At 70.2% G+C, this 13,826-nt stretch carries 14 protein-coding genes and 1 pseudogene; 4 read left to right on the forward strand and 11 right to left on the reverse strand.

All coding sequences use genetic code 11. The features are described from left to right. The first annotated feature begins 19 nt into the window (after positions 1 to 19). Both WAB15_RS03500 and WAB15_RS03505 read left to right on the forward strand, forming a co-directional pair. On the forward strand, positions 20 to 433 hold the full coding sequence (locus WAB15_RS03500) for a gas vesicle protein K (RefSeq protein WP_399144875.1): 414 nt from the start codon (positions 20 to 22) through the stop codon (positions 431 to 433). 34 nt (positions 434 to 467) lie between these two features. Continuing rightward, complete coding sequence (locus WAB15_RS03505) at positions 468 to 641, forward strand: CsbD family protein (RefSeq protein WP_407285268.1); 174 nt, start codon at positions 468 to 470, stop codon at positions 639 to 641. 103 nt (positions 642 to 744) lie between these two features. Here WAB15_RS03505 and WAB15_RS03510 read toward each other — a convergent pair whose 3' ends face one another. The 9 genes and pseudogenes from WAB15_RS03510 to WAB15_RS03550 all read right to left on the reverse strand — a co-directional run bounded on the left by WAB15_RS03510 (position 745) and on the right by WAB15_RS03550 (position 9,622). Then, positions 745 to 1,695, reverse strand: coding sequence for an SRPBCC family protein (locus tag WAB15_RS03510; protein WP_399144873.1), 951 nt, complete (start codon positions 1,693 to 1,695; stop codon positions 745 to 747). Between the two features lie 6 nt (positions 1,696 to 1,701). Continuing rightward, positions 1,702 to 2,676 carry a histone protein gene (locus WAB15_RS03515; protein ID WP_407285269.1) on the reverse strand — a complete coding sequence of 325 codons (975 nt, stop codon included), beginning with the start codon at positions 2,674 to 2,676 and terminating at the stop codon, positions 1,702 to 1,704. A 300-nt stretch (positions 2,677 to 2,976) separates the two neighbouring features. Next, the gene (locus WAB15_RS03520; protein WP_399144871.1) at positions 2,977 to 3,204 is read right to left on the reverse strand and encodes a DUF6458 family protein; all 228 of its coding nucleotides are present in this window, start codon (positions 3,202 to 3,204) and stop codon (positions 2,977 to 2,979) included. 69 nt (positions 3,205 to 3,273) lie between these two features. Further along, positions 3,274 to 3,936 (reverse strand): endonuclease, encoded by a 663-nt coding sequence (locus tag WAB15_RS03525; protein ID WP_407285270.1) that lies wholly within the window; start codon positions 3,934 to 3,936, stop codon positions 3,274 to 3,276. A gap of 652 nt (positions 3,937 to 4,588) precedes the next feature. Continuing rightward, positions 4,589 to 4,813, reverse strand: coding sequence for a hypothetical protein (locus WAB15_RS03530; RefSeq protein WP_407289367.1), 225 nt, complete (start codon positions 4,811 to 4,813; stop codon positions 4,589 to 4,591). Beyond that, positions 4,791 to 5,188: pseudogene (locus WAB15_RS03535) on the reverse strand (DUF6479 family protein). Before WAB15_RS03535 ends, WAB15_RS03530 begins: the two are co-directional and overlap by 23 nt. 9 nt (positions 5,189 to 5,197) lie before the next feature. Continuing rightward, on the reverse strand, positions 5,198 to 6,505 hold the full coding sequence (locus WAB15_RS03540) for an NAD(P)/FAD-dependent oxidoreductase (protein WP_399145064.1): 1,308 nt from the start codon (positions 6,503 to 6,505) through the stop codon (positions 5,198 to 5,200). A gap of 246 nt (positions 6,506 to 6,751) precedes the next feature. Then, a complete protein-coding gene (locus WAB15_RS03545; RefSeq protein ID WP_407285271.1) occupies positions 6,752 to 9,178 on the reverse strand; it encodes a phosphoketolase in 2,427 nt (808 codons plus the stop codon). Between the two features lie 30 nt (positions 9,179 to 9,208). Beyond that, a complete protein-coding gene (locus WAB15_RS03550; protein WP_407289153.1) occupies positions 9,209 to 9,622 on the reverse strand; it encodes an LLM class flavin-dependent oxidoreductase in 414 nt (137 codons plus the stop codon). A 234-nt stretch (positions 9,623 to 9,856) separates the two neighbouring features. Here WAB15_RS03550 and WAB15_RS03555 point away from each other — a divergent pair, with 234 nt between their 5' ends. Together WAB15_RS03555 and WAB15_RS03560 are read left to right on the forward strand one after the other, a co-directional pair. Continuing rightward, entirely contained in the window at positions 9,857 to 10,141 is a 285-nt protein-coding gene (locus WAB15_RS03555) for a hypothetical protein (protein ID WP_407285272.1), read from the forward strand. A gap of 48 nt (positions 10,142 to 10,189) precedes the next feature. Next, positions 10,190 to 11,155, forward strand: a complete 966-nt coding sequence (locus tag WAB15_RS03560) for a CorA family divalent cation transporter (protein WP_407285273.1) — start codon at positions 10,190 to 10,192, stop codon at positions 11,153 to 11,155. 28 nt (positions 11,156 to 11,183) lie between these two features. On the opposite strand, the gene WAB15_RS03565 is transcribed toward WAB15_RS03560, so the two are convergent. After that, the gene (locus WAB15_RS03565) at positions 11,184 to 12,764 is read right to left on the reverse strand and encodes a GMC oxidoreductase (protein ID WP_407285274.1); all 1,581 of its coding nucleotides are present in this window, start codon (positions 12,762 to 12,764) and stop codon (positions 11,184 to 11,186) included. 123 nt (positions 12,765 to 12,887) lie between these two features. Further along, positions 12,888 to 13,802, reverse strand: a complete 915-nt coding sequence (locus tag WAB15_RS03570; protein ID WP_407289154.1) for a cyclase family protein — start codon at positions 13,800 to 13,802, stop codon at positions 12,888 to 12,890. Positions 13,803 to 13,826: the final 24 nt, after the last annotated feature.

Consider the following 13,826-nt stretch of genomic DNA (forward strand, 5'->3'; position numbering starts at 1 on the left):
GACGAGTGAGGGCGCTGCCATGACGAGTGAGGAAGAAGGCCGCCGGCCCGGCACCCGCTTCGACGACGTCGCCGAGGCGGCGACCCGCGCCTTCCGTCTGCTGCCCGCGGCGCCGCAGGACACCCTGCCCCCGCCCGGCGCGGCGCGGCACCGGCCCGCACACCGGATCAGTACCGACCCCGACACCGTGGAACGGGACCTGGTCAAGCTCGTCCTCACCCTCGTCGAACTGCTGCGGCAGCTCATGGAGCGCCAGGCCCTCCAACGCGTCGACGCCGGCGACCTCACCGAGGAGCAGGAGGAACGGCTGGGAGCGACCCTGATGATCCTGCACAGCCGGATGGTGGAGCTCTGCGCTCGCTACGACCTGACCATGCAGGACCTCAATCTGGACCTCGGGCCGCTCGGGACGTTGCTGCCACCGTCCGAATGACCATGGAAGAGTGACGAGTCAACGGGAGCACGACATGGGTATCGGAGAGAAAGCCAAAAACCTCGGTGAAATCGCCGAAGGGAAGGCCAAGGAAGTCATGGGAAAGGTTTTCGGAGACACACAGACGGAGCGGAAGGGAAAGGCCGAACAGCTCAAGGGGAAGATGAAGCACGCCATGGAGAAGGGCAGGCACCCGTTCAAGCACTGACCGTGGGAGCGGGGAAGGTGGAACGGTTGGAGCGGGTCGAACGGCTGGAACGGGGCGAACTCCCCGCAGGTGAGAGGCGGGCCTCGGGCGGGGAGCAGGCCCGTCACTCCTCTTCTTCGTCCTCCTCCTGCTCGCCGTTCCCGTCCTCTTCCTCCTCCTCGCTCTCCTCGTCCTCCTCATAGCCCTCGGCGTCCTCGTCCCCCTCGCCCTCTTCGTCCTCGTACCCCTCCCCCTCTTCCCCCTCTTCCTCCTCCACGGCCTCTTCGTGGCTCCGTACGACCTCGCCGTCGCGCACCTCACCGCGCCAGCCCTCCGGCGCCTCGTCCGCGAACGTCACAAAGCGCTGGAAGTGCTTGAAGTCCAGCCGCAGCCGCCGGCCCTGGGCACGCCACAGATTCCCGGTCTTCTCGAAGAACCCCGACGGGTAGTACTCGACGACCAGCACGATGCGGGTGAGATTGGGCGCCAGTTCGTGGAAACTGACCGCACCACGTGTCGATCCTTTACTGCCTTCGGACGTCCAGACGATGCGGTCGTCCGGAATCTGCTCCTGGACGGTCGCCTTCCAGCTCCGCGTCGACGGGCCGACCTTCACCTTCCAGTCGCTGTCCGTCTCGTCGTTCACCGACACACTGCGGACGCCTTTGGTGAAGCTGCTGAACTTGTCGTACTGCGTCCAGTGGTCGTAGGCGGTGCGCACCGACACACCGACATCGAGCACTTCGACGATATTGGTGACCTTCTGACTCCCCGAGCCGCTTCCCTTTCCACCGCCCAGGGCTTCCTTCGCCTTCCCCACAACCTTGTCCTTGACGTCCTTCGCCGTTCCGGTCAGCACGGCCTTGAGGGGGGAGTCCCCCTTGAGCAGGCCGGCTCCGATGGCGGACAGCGATCCGCCGTTCTTGGTGACGTCGGTGAGCTGCTCCGTCACATCGCCCAGCTTGTCGCCGGCGCGTTCGGCCAGGTTCCCGGCCCACGCCGTGAGGAAGTCACCGAGCTCCTCGCGGAGTCGCTCGACCCCCGAGTCCACGTTGCCCTGTTCGGTCTTGGCCATGCCCGGTCACCTCCGGCCCGTAGCGCGCGGCGTCGTCTTCTTGGTGGTCTTCCTGGCGGTTTTCCTGGCGGTTTTCTTGGCGGCTTTCTTGGCAGGTTTCTGGGTGGTCTTTTTGGCGGGCCGCTGAGCCGATTTCTTGGTGGCTCGGCCGGCAGTCTTCTTCGCAGTCGACTTGGTGGTCTTCTTCGCAGGTGTCTTCTTCGCAGGTGCCTTCTTCGCCGTGCTCTTCTTCGCGGCGGCCTTCTTCGCCGTGCTCTTCTTTGCCGGAGCCTTCTTCGCAGCGGTCTTCTTCGCGGCTGCCTTCTTGGACGGGCGCTTCTTTGCCGCGGCCTTCTCGGGTGCGGCCTGCTTGGCCGGTTTCTTCTTCGCGGAAGCCTTCTTCCGCGCGGCGGTTCTGCCGGCCGACGGCCGCCGCCGGGCCGCCTTCGCCGGCTCCGCCCGCTCTGTGCGCCGGCGGCCGCGGCGGCGCGGCCGTTCCTCGGGCTCTTCCTCCGGCTCCTCCTCGGCCTCTTCCGCAGGCTCCTCTTCCTCCGGCTCTTCCTCTTCCTCCTCTTCCTCCTCTTCCTCCTCCTCGCCCTCCCCGTACTCCTCCTCAGGCCCGCCTTCTTCCTCCTCGTACTCCCCCTCTTCCTCCTCTTCCGCTTCTTCTTCCTCCCCCGGCGCCACACCGCGTTCGAGCTGGCGGGTGCGGTCGTGAAGCGTGTCGGCGAGGTCGGTCAGACGGCGATTGGCGGCGGTGGCCAGGGCCTGCCGACCGGCGTCCATGACCTCGCCGCGCAGTTGCTCACCCAGCTCCGTGACCTGAGGGATCTCCCCGAGCCGTCGTACGCCCTCGGCCAGTAGCTGGCGCGGTTGCAGTCCGAATTGCCGCCCGGCGAGATAGGTGGCAGCCGTGAGAGCGAGCCGGCCCTTCTTCGTTCGACCCAGTACGTACCCGCCGGCCAGCGCTGCCGCGAGCATGATCTTGGTTCCCTCATTCATGGATGCGTCACCTTTTCCCGACGGTGCTGCCGATCGGCGCCTCCCTTCCAGGGTGGTCCGTGTCGTGACCTGCGCATCCCGAGCGGTCCGAAGGTGGAAATCTGCTGGTTTGGGCCAAATGGGTGAACGGCTCCGGTTCGAGCCCCGACCAGGGCCCTACCGGAGCCGTTCGGTTGCTGAGGGCACTGCGCTTCCTGACAGTTCCCTCGCCCTTCCCGTCCTCGGCACGCAACTGGGCGGCCGGGCCATCCGGGACGCGGTCACCCGTCCGCCACCGGTCATCGGCCAGCGGTCACACGGCTACTTGTAGTAGCGGTTGTCCTCGACGTCGACCACTGGGGCGCCAGGGGAGGGCGGTTGGGTACGCCGCCGCTTGAGGATGCTCACGTATGCCGCCAGGCCGATGACGCCGACGGCCATCAGAATGACGCCCACAAGGTCAAGGTTGACTCCGGCCATGTGCCAGTCCACCGCGAACGTGAGGATGGCCCCCAACGCGAGCAAACCGATGCACCCGCCGATACCCATGGTGTTCAGCCTCCGTAACTGGTGTGCCGATTGGTTCCGTTGCGGGCCGCCTACCCCGAGGCGGGCGGCTTACCCGGCGCCAACGGCCTCCCGCACCTCCTCCGCGACCGCCCGGTCCAGCGCCGCGCGCACCAGCGCCGAGGCGAACCCGGCCGTCTCGTCCGTCGTGACCAGCCGCGCCAGCTTCGTACGGTCGGTCGGCAGCCCCAGCCGCTCCGCGCCCTGTACGGCCTTCTGATCGAGAAACGGCGCGAACTCCGTCCAGACTCCCTGCACCTCGCGCAGGAAGATCGCGGATCCCGTAGGCCCGATGCCCGGCAGTTCCTGAAGCGCCCGGCGCAGCTCACTGGCATCGCCGCCGGCCGCCTCCCGCAGCCTCCGCAGATCGCCGCGGCATTCGCCCAGCAGCAGCTCGGCCCCCTCCCCCAGCCGGGTGGCGGTGCTCTCGTCATAGCGCCGGTAGCCGCCCTCGCCGAGTGCGTCCACGCGCTGCTGCCAGGTGGCGTCGAGCATACGGCGCGGGGTGCTCATCCCTCCGTCGAACAGGGCCCTCGCCGAGGCGACGGCCACCGAGGCGCGAATCCGCGTACTGAGCAGATCGGCCAGCACCAGGAGCTGGTAGAGCGGCTGCGGGGTGTTCCGCAGCTTGATGCCGCACTCTTCGGCATAGGTCTCGCCATGCCGGTCCAACAGGGCCCATACGAGGGTGCGTTGCTTACCGTCGGCTCTCATGGCCGCCCTCCGAAATATGCGCCGGTGAGGTCCGTGCCCCTGCATTGCCGGGTGCGGCCCTCCCCGGTCCCGTCGCTCATATCCCTTCCCCAGAGGGGCGCGCGCGCAGGCTCGTACGTACGGGTGGCCGGATTTCCTGGGCCGACGGCGATTGCCGCGGGCCCCGGCACGGTCCGTCGTACGGTGGATGGTGGACGGAACGCTCTTCCCGTTGGACGGAGGACGACATGGCAGTGCCGCAGCCCCCGGGGCCGGACGGCCTCACCCGACCGGATCCGGTCCCGCCCACACCGGGGCCGGACCCCGGCCCGCTGGGTCCGCAGCCGGGCCCGGGCCCCGGTCCGGTCCCCGCACCCGGCCCCGACCCGGTGCCCCCGCCCCCGCCGCGCCCCGAACCGGACCCGGTGCCGCCCAATCCGGCGCCCCCGACGCCAGGCCCCACGCCCGGCCCGGCCCCGGATCCGCGCCCGGCCCCGCACACCGGCCCTCCGGGCACGGGCGATGCAGCGCCGCGTCATGTCTCGTCCTCCAGACGGATGACCTTCCTGAGGTCCTCGGCGGCTTGACCGCCCTTCTTCTCGTGCTCTTCCAGCAGGGCGGCCGCCAGGGCGTCCAGCTTGCGCTGGATGGCGTGTTCGGCGCGCAGCTTTCTTCAGCAGCGCGAGGAGAAGGAGGGTGACCGCCGCCATGAGATCGCCCACCAGCAGTTGCCACGCGAGGGAGAGATACGCGAGGTGGACGCCACGAAGAGGCCGACCAGCGCCAGGCAGGCGACGAAGAAGGCGGGTGAGCTGGTGAACAGCGAAGCCTTCTCGGCCAGTTCGGCGAAGCGGCCCCGCCCGTCGCCGCCTCGACTAACGGGGTGACGAAGAGTCATGGGTACCACCGTTGTCCTTCAGCTCATGCGGGGTGAGCCGCTGCTCTGTTCGGGGGAATACGTCGGGCTCCCGGCTCTGGACGACGTCGCCGACCGGACCGCTCTCCGGCAGCCTCGGCTGGTCCTCGGGACGGGGGGGCCGGGCTCACGGGCCTTGAGGCGCCGTCCCCAGGCGAAGGCGGCAAGCAGTACGGCGACCAGGGCGACACCCCCGCAGACGAGGAGCACTTCGCTCGCCCCGTAGGGAGCGGCCGGCTGTTCGGACAGGTCCAGATGCATTGCAGCCACGGTCAGTCTCCTTCCAGGTCGGCTGCCCGACGAGGCGAAGGCCACGCGTACCGGGCAGCTCGGCCCTTGCCGTGCGGTTGTTGCCATGCGGTCCTGCTACGCGGTCCCCGTCGTGCCGCGTGGCAGCCGGGCCACTTCGGGCGACTCGGTGTCCAGCGGCACCGACCAGGGGGCGACCATGCCGAGGCCGACGCCCTGGCGGGGCAGCACGGAGTCCAGGAGCCAGTCGGCGGCCACCCGGACGCGGTTGCCGGGCATCGCCATGAGGTGGTAACCGCGGGTCACGGCGCCGGCGACCGGGCCGGAGATCGGCAGGTGCAGGGGGTTGGCGGCGGCCTGGATCCCGCCGAGATCGACCATGAAGCCCAGGTCGTGGTGTTCGTAGGCGCGCGGGGTGCCCTTGCCGCAGGAGGCCGCCACGTTGCGGGCAGCGACCCTGCCCTGCCGCTGGGCGTGCTGAGCGGTCATCGGCGTCACCTCGCCCGGACGGGTCAGATCCGGTACGGCCGCGGCGTCGCCACAGGCGAACACCTCGGGCCGCCCCGGGACATTCAGGTACTCGTCGACGCACAACCGCCCCTTGTCCGAGGGTAGCCCCAGGGAGGCGACCAGCGGGTCGGGACGTACGCCCACGCACCAGATCAGCGAGCGGCTGGCGATGAACCCACCGTCGTCGAGCAGCACCCCGTCCGCCGTCGCCTCCTTGACGGAGGTGCCGGTGCGGACGTCCACCCCGCGGGCGCGCAGCACCCGGTCGGCGGTGCGTGACAGCCGCTCGTCGAGTCCCGGCAGCAGCCGGTCGGCGACGTCCAGCAGCAGCCAACGCGGCCGGGGGCCGTCACGCAACCGGGCGTTCTGGCGGGCCAGCGCTCGGGTGTACAGCACGCCGTGGGCGGCGACTTCGGTGCCGGTGTATCCGGCGCCGACCACCACGAAGGTGGACCTGGCCGCCCGTTCGTCCTCGTCGTCGGTGGCACCGGCCAGCTCGATCTGGCGGGTCATGTGGTCGCGCAGGTACAGCGCCTCGGGCATCCCCCGGAAGCCGTGGGCGTGCTCGGCGACACCGGGGACGGGCAGCAGCTTGTTGACGCTGCCGACGGTCAGCACCAGCCGGTCGTACGACAGGGTCCCTTCCCGGTCCTCGGGGTCGGTGTAGGCCACCCGGCGGGCATCGAGGTCGACGTTGTGGGCCTGCCCGAGGACCAGTCGGACGTCCGGCAAGGTGCCGGTCAGCGACACCGACACCCGGCGCGGTTCGAGGATTCCGGCCGCCACTTCGGGCAGCAGCGGGACATACAGAAAGTAGTCGAGAGGGTTGAGCAGCACGATCTCGGCGGCTCCCTTGGCCAGCCGGGAGAGCGTGCGGGCGCAGTGGTAACCGGCGAAACCGGCTCCGACGATCACGATCCGAGGGCAACGTCGCTTCACGTGGACTCCTACGGTCGAGGGTGTGTCAAGTCAGGAGCGGGGGCACTCCGCCAACCTCGCTCCTGAAAGCGTCGGGTGCCCGCTGGCGGGCTTGTTACTCAACCGACGGGCAAGCGGAGGGAACGGGGCGCGTGGCGCCGCACACGCGGGGCGTCCACTGGCCCCAGCGGGTAGGTCCACCCGCCTGAGCATCTCCCCCGCCCCGTTCCCTCCCTCCCGGTCTCAGCCGGTCCAGGTCCAGTCGGCGACCTCCGGCAGATCGGTGCCGTGCTCCCGGATCCAGGCGTGGTGGCGGTTGCGTACGTCCGCCATCTCCTGGCGCAGCGCGACGGCGCGGAAGCCGAGGCCCGGGACCCGGTCCACCACGTCCATCACCAGGCGGTACCGGTCGAGGTCGTTGCGGACGACCATGTCGAAGGGCGTGGTGGTGGTGCCCTCCTCCTTGTAGCCGCGGACGTGCAGACCGCGGTGGCCCGCGCGGCGGTAGCAGAGCCGATGGATCAGCCAGGGGTAGCCGTGGTAGGCGAAGATGACCGGTTTGTCGGGGGTGAACAGGGCGTCGTACTCGAAGTCCGGCATGCCGTGCGGGTGTTCCCCGGCCGGCAGCAGCCGGGCCATGTCGACGACGTTGACCACCCGTACGGCCAGCTCCGGCAGGTGCCGGCGCAGCAGAGCGGCGGCGGCCAGCGTCTCCTGGGTGGGGACGTCCCCGGCGCAGGCCAGCACCACGTCCGGATCGTGGCCGCCGCCCTCGGTACCGGCCCACTCCCACGCACCGGCGCCGCGGGCGCAGTGCGCGCGGGCCTCGTCGAGGGTGAGCCAGTCGAAGGTCGGCTGCTTGCCGGCCACGATCACATTGACGTAGTCGCGGCTGCGCAGCACGTGATCGGCCACCGACAGCAGGGTGTTGGCGTCCGGCGGCAGATAGACCCGGACCACCTCGGGGCTCTTGTTGAGGACGTGGTCGACGAAGCCCGGGTCCTGGTGGGAGAAGCCGTTGTGGTCCTGCCGCCAGACATGCGAGGTGAGCAGGTAGTTCAACGAGGCGATGGGGCGCCGCCAGGGCAGCCGGCGCGCGGTCCGCAGCCATTTGACGTGCTGGTTGACCATCGAGTCGACGATATGGGCGAAGGCCTCGTAACTGGAGAAGAGCCCGTGCCGGCCGGTCAGGAGGTAGCCCTCCAGCCATCCCTGGCACAGGTGCTCGGAGAGCACCTCCATGACCCGGCCGTCCCGTGCGAGGTGCTCGTCGGTCGGCAGCGTCTCGGCCTGCCAGGCCTTGCCGGTGGTGTCGTAGAGCGCCTCCAGCCGGTTCGACGCGGTCTCGTCGGGGCCCATGACCCGGAAGTCGCGGCGTTCGGCGGTGGCGGCCATGACCGCCGCCAGCAGGCCGCCCAGCACCCGGGTCGGCTCGTGCAGCACGCTGCCGCGCTTGTCGACCTCCACCGCGTGCCGCTCCAGCGGCGGCAGTGGCAGTTCCCGCACCAGCAGGCCCCCGTTCGCATGCGGCGACGCACCCGGCCTGCGCGTCCCCTCGGGCACGCAGGCGAGCACATCGGGCCGTGGCCGGCCCTCCGCGTCGAACAGCTCCTCCGGCCGGTACGAGCGCAGCCAGTCCTCCAGCTGCCGCAGGTGGTCGGGGTCGTCGCGGACGCCGGCCAGCGGGACCTGATGTGAGCGCCAGGTGCCCTCGACCGGCTGCCCGTCGACCTCGCGCGGCCCGGTCCAGCCCTTGGGCGTCCGCAACACGATCATGGGCCAGGCGGGGCGCTCCGTCGCGCCGTCGGTACGGGCCCGACGCTGGATGTCACTGATCCGGTCCAGGCAGTGGTCCATGGCCGCGGCGAGCTCCTGGTGCACTGCCGCGGGGTCGTCGCCGGCGACGTGGAGCGGCTCATGGCCGTAGCCGCGCAGCAGGGCGGTCAGCTCGTCCTGCGGCAGCCGGGCGAGCACCGTCGGGTTGGCGATCTTGTAGCCGTTCAGGTGCAGGACGGGCAGCACGGCACCGTCGTGCACCGGGTCGAGGAACTTCGTGGCGTGCCAGGACGCGGCCAGCGGCCCGGTCTCCGCCTCCCCGTCCCCGACCACGCAGGCGACCAGCAGCCCCGGGTTGTCGAACGCCGCACCGTAGGCGTGCGTGAGCGAGTAGCCCAGCTCACCGCCCTCATGGATCGATCCCGGCGTCTCCGGCGCGACATGGCTGGGGATCCCGCCGGGGAACGAGAACTGCCGGAACAGCCGCGCCATGCCCGCCCCGTCCCGGCCGACGTCGGGGTAGGTCTCGGAGTACGTGCCGTCCAGCCAGGAGTTGGCCACCACCGCGGGCCCGCCGTGCCCTGGGCCCCATACGCACAGCACGTCCAGCTCGCGGGCCTTGATGACGCGGTTGAGATGGGTGTGCACCAGGTTCAGGCCGGGCGAGGTGCCCCAGTGGCCCAGCAGCCGCGGCTTGATGTGCTTGGGGCGCAGCGGCTCCGTCAGCAGCGGATTGGCCATCAGATAGATCTGCCCGACGGACAGATAGTTGGCCGCTCGCCAGTGCGCGTCCAGCCTTCGCAGCTCGTCCGCGTCGAGCGGCCCCGTTGCCGACGGGGCGGGGACGGACCCCGCCGTGGCCTGGGGGTGTGGGTGCACATCGGGCATGCTCATCTCCTCGACGAGAGGGGTGTGCGGGTGCGTTCACAGCTCGCGCAGCGCGGGCAGCAGTTCGGCTTCCGCCCAGCGCAGAAACGGCTCCTGGCGGTCGCCGCCGATCTGGACCAGCGCGACCTCCGTGAAGCCGGTGTCCACGTACGGGCGCACCGCCTCGACGAACCGGCCGACGTCGTCTCCGCACGGGACGGCTGCGGCGATGTCGTCCGGTCGTACGTACTTGTCCAGCCGTACCGGGGCCGGGGGCCGGCCCCGGCCCACCACGTGCTCGTTGAGATTCTCGCCGGAGCCGCGCCCCAGCCGGAACCGGCCCTGCGACAGCAGCTGCAGGGTGGTCGCCTGCTGCGCGATGACGGCGGGGTGGTAGCGCGCACCATTCCTCCCACCTTGCGACGACGGCCGCGCACAGGCAACCGGTGCCGGACGGCTCGCTCGGCTCAGTCGGGCGGCTCGGGGGACGGATTCTCGTCGGGCCGGGCGCCGGGCGGCTCCTCCGGGCCCGGACCGGGACCCGGCTCCCCCGGTCCGGGCGCGGCGGGAACCGGGTCACGCGGCAGTGGATCGGGCCCGCTGGGCACGGGGCCCGGGCCGTCCGGAACCGGCTCCGTAGCCGGGGCGACCAAGGCGCTCGTGACAATCAGGGCGGTCGTGGCAGTCAGGGTGGTTGTAGCAGTCATGGCGCTCGCCTTCCTCGCCGTCGCGCTCCGTATTCCCCCGGTCGGCCTGTTTCGTGAAGCCGGTATCGGCGCCCGGCTGGTGGCCGACCGGCTCGCCCGCTGCCATCGCCTGCCGCATCACGGCGATCTCTTGCTCGTCGTGCGAACGCCGCTGGTCCATACGCCTGAGCCCGGTGCGGCGGTCACTCTTCCGAGGCACCCGTCGCGGCGCTTGCCCGCCTCCGCATGCGTCGATCACCGGGGTGTGCGCACCGTGGGACTGTGGGCCTTGTGGGCCTTGTGACAACGGCGAGGAGCGATGATCGTATCCGTGGTGTCGATGCCTGGAGGGATGGTCACTCGCACTGACATCTCCGAGGCGCGTCAACGTCTCGCCGAGTCCGACTTCCTCCTCGTCGATATCCAACTCCCCGACGAGCTGCCGCCCGAAGAACGGCCGATCGTCCACCAGCTCGGTCTGGAGTCCGAGCGGCTGACCTGGTTCGGTCGGGAGGGAGAACCCGCGCGCGCCGAGTTCCTCGGGGACCGGGCGGGTTTCGTCGTACCCGTGATCAACGGCGACGAGGTCACCCATGTCCACGTAGTGGTGACCGAGCGGCAGCTGATCACCGTTCATCGTGGGCCGGTCAAGGCACTGGAGGGCCTCACCGGACGGCTGGGGCAGGAACAGCCCGCCGACACCGCGGCCGTGCTCTTCCTGCTGCTCCAGGATGCTCTGGAGACCTTTCGCCGGGACGCCGTGCAGTCCCTCCTGGCGGTGGAGGACCTTGAGGACGAGATGTTCGAGCGACGACGCCCCGAGCAGATCTTCCGGCTGGCGAGACTACGACGGCGCGCCGCCCTCCTGCACCACGTCCTCCTGCCGTACCTCCAGGTGACGGACGAGCTCTTCACCCGGAGGATGTTGAGTCGCAGCTTCCCGGAGGAGCGGCAACGGCTCGCCCGGGAGTTCCAGCACTCCAGCAGGCTGGTGCTCACGGAGATCGAGTCCCTTCAGGACGCTGCCCGGCGGGCGTTCGCCAGCCATTCCTCCCTCGTGTCCGGCGAGCAGAACGGCGTGATCAATCGGCTGGCCATCGTGTCGACGATCTTCCTGCCGCTGACGTTCCTGACCGGGTTCTTCGGAATGAACTTCGACTACCTGACGAACGAGTTGGAGAGCAGGGCCGTCTTCTGGCTGCTGGCCGTCGGGTTGCAGGCGATCGTCCTGTTCATCGCCCTCTATGTGCTGCACCGCACCCAGATCTGGCGGAGACTGCGTGACGAAGAGGGTCCGGAGGGTCCGGAGGGCCGGTGAGCGGTTCGCCTCGGCGCGGGTCAGTCGGTCAGCCGAGCCGGGCCACGAGGTGGTCGCCCACCCGGAGCGCGTTCGCCATGGCCGTCAGGGACGGATTGACCGCACCGATGCTCGGGAAGAAGCTCGTGTCGACGACATACAGGTTGTCCAGGTCGTGTGCCTTGCAGTTGACGTCCAGAGCCGAGGACGCGGGGTCGTCGCCGAACCTCACCGTGCCGGCCTGGTGTGCGGTGGCGCCGATCGGCATGCCCTTGTGCAGGTAGATGCTGTGGGACAGCAGGCGGTGTTCGTGCATGCCCAGGTGGCCGAGCAGGTGCTCCAGCTTGTGCCGCAGGCGCTTGAGGCCGGCGATGTTGTTGTTCTCGTCGAGTGCGAGGTGGATGCGGCCGTCGCCGTCCAGCGTGACCCGGTTGTCGGGCTGTGGCAGGTCCTCTCCGCAGAGCCAGAAGTCGACGGCGTGATGGGCCAGGACCTCGAAGGGCATGTCCGGTGCCGCCGCCCCGGCCCAGCGCGGGGCCTCACCGTGGATCTGCTCGGCGTCCGACTTGCCGAGCATCTGGATCCCTCCGAGGGGGTAGTCCCAGTCGTCCGCGCCCAGGTACCAGTCGTGCAGGGCGAGGGTCTTTTGGAACTGGGTGTCGTTGGGCTGGTGCGAAATGGCCATGAGGGCAAGGTTGTTGTGCCTCATGTAATGGCGGCCGACCACGTCCGAGCTGTTCGCCAGCCCGCGGGGGTGTTGCTCGCTCGCCGAAGCCAGCAGCAGTACGGCGGAGTTGACCGCCCCGCAGGCCACGACCACGAGGTCTGCGGAGAACCGGACCTGTTCCTCGCCTGGGAGTTGGGCGACGACCGCCGTGACGCTGCGCCCGGTGGGATCGGTCTCCAGCCTCGTCACCCGGGCGTTGGTGATCATATCGACGTCGGGGTGCCGCAGTGCCGGCTCCACACAGATCACCTGTGCGTCGGACTTGCCGCGGACCAGGCACGGGAAGCCGTCCACCCGGTTGCAGCGGATGCAGACGCTGGAGTGGGTCGCCCGCCCGTTCTCGTCCTGCGTGAGGTTGACACCGATGGGCAGGTGGAAGGGGTGCAGTCCGCGCTTCTCCAGGTCGTCGCTCAACTGCTGGATGCGTGGCTCGTGTTCGACCGGCGGGTAGGCGTACTGCCCGCTGCACGGCCCCTCCCAAGGGTCCTCGCCGTGCCGGCCGTGCACCAGGTAGAGGTGCTCCGCCTCGGTGTAGTACGGCTCCAGGTCCTCGTAACGGATCGGCCAGGCGGGAGAGACGCCGTCGTGGTGGCGCAGCTCGCCGAAGTCCTCGGGGCGCAGCCGGAACAGCGCCGCACCGTAGAACTTGGTGTTGCCGCCGACGTAGTAGTTGACCTCGGGTGGGAACTCGTTGCCGTGCTTGTCGAGCCAGAACTCCTCGGCCCGGTACTTGCCCTTGACGAACACGGCGGTGGAGTCCCAGTTGTCGCGTTCGCGCCGCAGGTAGTCGCCGCGTTCGAGGATCAGCACCCGCTTGCCGGAGGGGGCGAGCCGGTGGGCGAGCGTGCCGCCGCCGGCGCCGGTACCGATGACGATGACGTCGTAGTGGGAGGAGTCGCCCATGGCGACCACCGTCCTTGCCTCCGCGATCTCCGGCCGTTGCCGGAGCCTGCCATAGCCCTTCCACTTCGAACGTATACGCCCCGCGGCAGCGCGGCACCCGGAGCAGCCCGCCTCCCGGCGCGGTCACAGCACGGCGATCGGGTTCACCGGGGAGCCGGTGGCCGCGGGCAGCCGCAGGGGGGCGATCACGCACAGGAAGTGCCAGCGGTCCTGCCGTTCGCACTCCGGTGCCAGTTCCTCGAAGTCCAGGTAGTCCATCAGGTGCAGCCCCATGGCGTGCATGGCCAGTACGTGCACCGGGAACGGGACCTCGGCCACCGCGCTGGGGGCCGTGTCGTTGTTGCCGTCCGACCCCAGGGCCGCCACCCGCCGCTCTGCCAGGAAGCCCATCGTCGTCGGATGGAGACCCGCCCGGGCCTGCGCCGCGTCCCACGCACCGAGGCTCCGGCGCCGCCGGCGGTGCCCGACGCGCACGAAGAGCAGGTCGCCCGGCCCGACCGTGACCTTCTGTGCGGTCTCGGCCGCGACCAGGTCTTCGGTGGTGACATGGTCTCCCGGTTCGAGCCAGGGCACGCCCCGCAGGCGCGGGATGTCCAGGAGGACACCGCGACCCACGATGCCGTCGCGCACCAGGTCCAGCGTGAGCGCGCCGGCACCGTCCGGCGTCACGCTGCTCGCCGGGACACCGCCGTGGAGTTCGCCGTCGAAGATGACGTGGCACAGCGCGTCGAGGTGGCTGTCGGCGTCCCCGTGCACGTTCATGGCGAACCGGTCGAGGGCGAACCGCAGCCCGGGGGCGTCGTGCTGCCCGGACGTCGGCGCGGTCATCCGGTGGGACGCGGGCTGCGGGTTGTCCGGCCCCGGCGTGGTCTCGATGAGGGCGGCCAGCGACACGGTGCGCCCGCAGCGGACCTCGGCGGCAGCGGCCACCACACGCTCGGGCGTGAGCCGGCCCAGTGCTCCGCGCCGCTGGTCCAGACCCTCCGGGGCCTGGTCGCGCAACCGGCGGTACAGGGCCCGGAAGGCTGCTTCGGACACGGAGTGCGTCACGTGAGCTCCTCC

The sequence above is a fragment of the Streptomyces sirii genome, assembly GCF_045690365.1.
Classification (GTDB): domain Bacteria; phylum Actinomycetota; class Actinomycetes; order Streptomycetales; family Streptomycetaceae; genus Streptomyces; species Streptomyces sirii.

What these genes read in the sequence shown, in the direction of transcription:
- WAB15_RS03500 (WP_399144875.1), top strand. Translation starts at nt 20, where the DNA reads ATGACGAGTGAGGAAGAAGGCCGCCGGCCCGGCACCCGCTTCGACGAC.
- WAB15_RS03505 (WP_407285268.1), top strand. Translation starts at nt 468, where the DNA reads ATGGGTATCGGAGAGAAAGCCAAAAACCTCGGTGAAATCGCCGAAGGG.
- WAB15_RS03510 (WP_399144873.1), bottom strand. Translation starts at nt 1,695, where the DNA reads ATGGCCAAGACCGAACAGGGCAACGTGGACTCGGGGGTCGAGCGACTC.
- WAB15_RS03515 (WP_407285269.1), bottom strand. Translation starts at nt 2,676, where the DNA reads ATGAATGAGGGAACCAAGATCATGCTCGCGGCAGCGCTGGCCGGCGGG.
- WAB15_RS03520 (WP_399144871.1), bottom strand. Translation starts at nt 3,204, where the DNA reads ATGGGTATCGGCGGGTGCATCGGTTTGCTCGCGTTGGGGGCCATCCTC.
- WAB15_RS03525 (WP_407285270.1), bottom strand. Translation starts at nt 3,936, where the DNA reads ATGAGAGCCGACGGTAAGCAACGCACCCTCGTATGGGCCCTGTTGGAC.
- WAB15_RS03530 (WP_407289367.1), bottom strand. Translation starts at nt 4,813, where the DNA reads ATGACTCTTCGTCACCCCGTTAGTCGAGGCGGCGACGGGCGGGGCCGC.
- WAB15_RS03545 (WP_407285271.1), bottom strand. Translation starts at nt 9,178, where the DNA reads ATGAGCATGCCCGATGTGCACCCACACCCCCAGGCCACGGCGGGGTCC.
- WAB15_RS03555 (WP_407285272.1), top strand. Translation starts at nt 9,857, where the DNA reads ATGGCGCTCGCCTTCCTCGCCGTCGCGCTCCGTATTCCCCCGGTCGGC.
- WAB15_RS03560 (WP_407285273.1), top strand. Translation starts at nt 10,190, where the DNA reads ATGGTCACTCGCACTGACATCTCCGAGGCGCGTCAACGTCTCGCCGAG.
- WAB15_RS03565 (WP_407285274.1), bottom strand. Translation starts at nt 12,764, where the DNA reads ATGGGCGACTCCTCCCACTACGACGTCATCGTCATCGGTACCGGCGCC.